At 68.4% G+C, this 2994-nt stretch carries 3 protein-coding genes; 2 read left to right on the plus strand and 1 reads right to left on the minus strand.

All coding sequences use genetic code 11. From position 1 onward, the window contains the following. A partial coding sequence (locus WAN71_RS19270) for an NUDIX hydrolase (RefSeq protein ID WP_422226862.1) occupies positions 1-621 on the minus strand: 621 nt, incomplete at its 3' end. A 48-nt stretch (positions 622-669) separates the two neighbouring features. Here WAN71_RS19270 and nadA point away from each other — a divergent pair. Both nadA and WAN71_RS19280 read left to right on the plus strand, forming a co-directional pair. Beyond that, entirely contained in the window at positions 670-1719 is a 1050-nt protein-coding gene (nadA, locus tag WAN71_RS19275; RefSeq protein ID WP_422226863.1) for a quinolinate synthase NadA, read from the plus strand. After that, positions 1716-2994, plus strand: a 1279-nt coding sequence (locus WAN71_RS19280; protein ID WP_422226864.1) for an L-aspartate oxidase, incomplete at its 3' end; no start/stop codon positions are given. The genes nadA and WAN71_RS19280, both read left to right, overlap by 4 nt.

Below are 2994 nucleotides of genomic sequence, written 5' to 3' on the forward strand. Positions count from 1 at the left end.
GCCGCTGCGCCCGGACTGTACGACGGTGCCGGTCGCGGTGATGACGCCACGACGGGCCAGCACGCGCTGCAGATTCGTCGTGTCGACCTGATGCCCCAACGCGGCGCTGTAAATGTCACGCAGCGCCGACAGCGCGAATTCGGTTGGCGCCAAGGCAAATCCGATGTTCGTGTAGGACATCTTGGCGACCAGCCGGGTGCGGGCGTGGGCGACCATCGGGCCGTGGTCGAACGCCATTGTCGGCAGTGCGGTGACCGGATGCCAGCTGGTGTCGGGCGGCAGCTCCGGGGTGGCGGGGGAGGGCACCAGGCCTAGAAAGGTCGACGCGATCGTGCGCGTGCCGGGCACCCGGTCGGGATCGGAGAACACCGCGAGCTGCTCCAGGTGGGCCACTTCCCGCAGGTCGACCTTCTCGGCCAGTTGACGTCGTACCGACGTCGTCATGTCTTCATCGTGGCGTAGCCGTCCGCCGGGCAACGACCACGCACCGCGCTGCGGATCGCGGGCGCGTTGCCACAGCAGGACGCTGAGCTGGGGTTTCTGGGTCTTTGGCCCGGAGCCTAGGCCGCGAACCTGGAATACGACGGCGAGCACTTCGTGAGCAGTGCTACCATGTGCCATGTTTTCGATTATAAGTCGAAAACCGGGTCGGGGGCGAAAGGAACGGCCATGACGGTCCTGAATCGCACGGATCACCTGGAAAACGACCTGGCCGCGGCTATCACGAGCTCTCCCAACGGTTACGCGGGTGTCGAGGGCGACGAACGATGGGCCGCCGAGATTCGCCGGCTGGCCGAGCTGCGCAACGCCACGATTTTGGCGCATAACTACCAGCTGCCGGCCATCCAGGATGTCGCCGATCACGTCGGTGACTCGCTGGCGCTGTCGCGGATTGCTGCCGAGGCGCCCGAAGAAACCATCGTGTTCTGCGGCGTGCACTTCATGGCGGAGACCGCGAAAATCCTCAGCCCGGACAAGACGGTGCTGATCCCCGACCAGCGGGCGGGCTGCTCGCTGGCCGACTCGATCACGCCCGCGGATCTGCAGGCCTGGAAGGACGAACACCCCGGCGCCGTCGTTGTGTCCTACGTCAACACCACCGCGGCGGTGAAGGCGCTCACCGACATCTGCTGCACTTCCTCAAACGCGGTCGACGTGGTCGCCTCCATCGACGCGGAGCGCGAGGTGCTGTTTTGCCCCGACCAGTTCCTCGGGGCGCACGTACGGCGGGTGACGGGTAGGGCGAACCTGCACGTGTGGGCCGGCGAGTGTCACGTGCACGCCGGGATCAACGGTGAGGAGCTCACCGATCAGGCCCGCAAGCATCCGGACGCCGAATTGTTCGTCCACCCGGAGTGCGGCTGCGCGACGTCGGCGCTGTACCTCGCCGGCGAGGGCGCCTTCCCGGAGGAGCGGGTGAAGATCCTGTCGACCGGCGGCATGCTGGACGCCGCGCGGGCCACCCACGCCCGCCAGGTGCTGGTCGCCACCGAGGTCGGGATGTTGTATCAGCTGCGCAATGCCGCGCCCGGCGTCGACTTTCGCGCGGTCAATGACCGCGCGACGTGCAAGTACATGAAGATGATCACCCCCGCGGCGCTGTTGCGCTGCCTGGTCGAGGGCGCCGACGAAGTCCATGTTGATGCGCAGATTGCCCGGCTGGCGCGGCAAAGCGTGCAGCGGATGATTGCGATCGGCCAGCCCGGCGGCGGCGAATGAGCATCCGTCCGGCCTGGCAGCAACGGGCCGACGTGGTGGTCATCGGCACCGGGGTCGCCGGCCTGGCCGCTGCGCTGGCTGCCCACCGGGCCGGACGCCGGGTCGTCGTGCTCAGCAAGGCGGGCCGCAGGTCGGGCGTGACGGCCACCCACTACGCCCAGGGCGGAATCGCGGTGGTGCTGCCGGATACCGACGACTCCGTCGACGCGCACGTCGCCGATACGCTGGCCGCCGGCGCCGGTCTTTGTGACGCCGACGCGGTGACGTCGATAGTCGCTGACGGTTACCGGGCGGTGACCGAATTAGTAAGCGACGGAGCACGATTCGACGAGATGGCGGTTGGCGGGTGGGCGCTGAGCCGCGAAGGCGGCCATTCGCGGCGGCGCATCGTGCACGCCAACGGCGATGCAACCGGAGCCGAGGTGCAGCGGGCGCTCGACCATGCGGCAGCCGCGCTGGATATCCGCATCAACCACGCCGCCGTCGGCTTGCTGCACGACGCGAGTTCGGGGATCGATTCCGTGACCGGTGTGCTGGTCGCCAATGCCGACGGCATCGGCATCGTTCGCGCGCCCTCGGTGATCTTGGCCACCGGCGGGCTAGGACACCTCTACGGCGCGACCACCAATCCTGACGGCTCCACCGGAGACGGGATCGCCTTGGCGCTGTGGGCCGGTGTCGCGGTGAGCGACATCGAGTTCATCCAATTCCATCCGACCATGCTCTACAGACCCGATGCCGACCGGACGGCCGGCAATCGCCGACCGCTGGTCACCGAAGCCATCCGCGGCGAGGGCGCGGTTTTGGTTGACAGCCAAGGCAATTCGGTGACTGCAGGCGTGCACCCGATGGGCGATCTGGCGCCACGCGATGTGGTGGCGGCTGCTATCGACGCCCGGCTACGGGCAACCGGCGACCCGTGTGTTTACCTCGATGCCCGCAGCATCGCCGATTTCGAACACCGCTTCCCGACCGTCACCGCCGCGTGCCGAAAAGCCGGCATCAACCCGGTCCGTCAACCCATCCCGGTGATTCCCGGTGCGCACTACAGCTGCGGCGGCGTGGTCACCGATGTGCACGGACAAACCGAGCTGCCCGGGCTTTACGCCGCCGGCGAGGTCGCTCGGACCGGGATGCACGGCGCCAACCGGCTGGCGTCCAACAGCCTCCTGGAGGGCTTGGTCGTCGGCGGTCGCGCGGGAAGGGCCGCGGCGGCGCACGCGGAGCTGATCGGGCACCCCCGGGCGGCGCCGCCGGAACCGGTCGGCCATCCCG

Origin of the sequence: Mycobacterium sp. (genome assembly GCF_049280035.1) — a bacterium.
GTDB lineage: Bacteria > Actinomycetota > Actinomycetes > Mycobacteriales > Mycobacteriaceae > Mycobacterium.

Coding starts and splice junctions, on each gene's coding strand:
- nadA (WP_422226863.1), top strand. CDS start 670: ATGACGGTCCTGAATCGCACGGATCACCTGGAAAACGACCTGGCCGCG.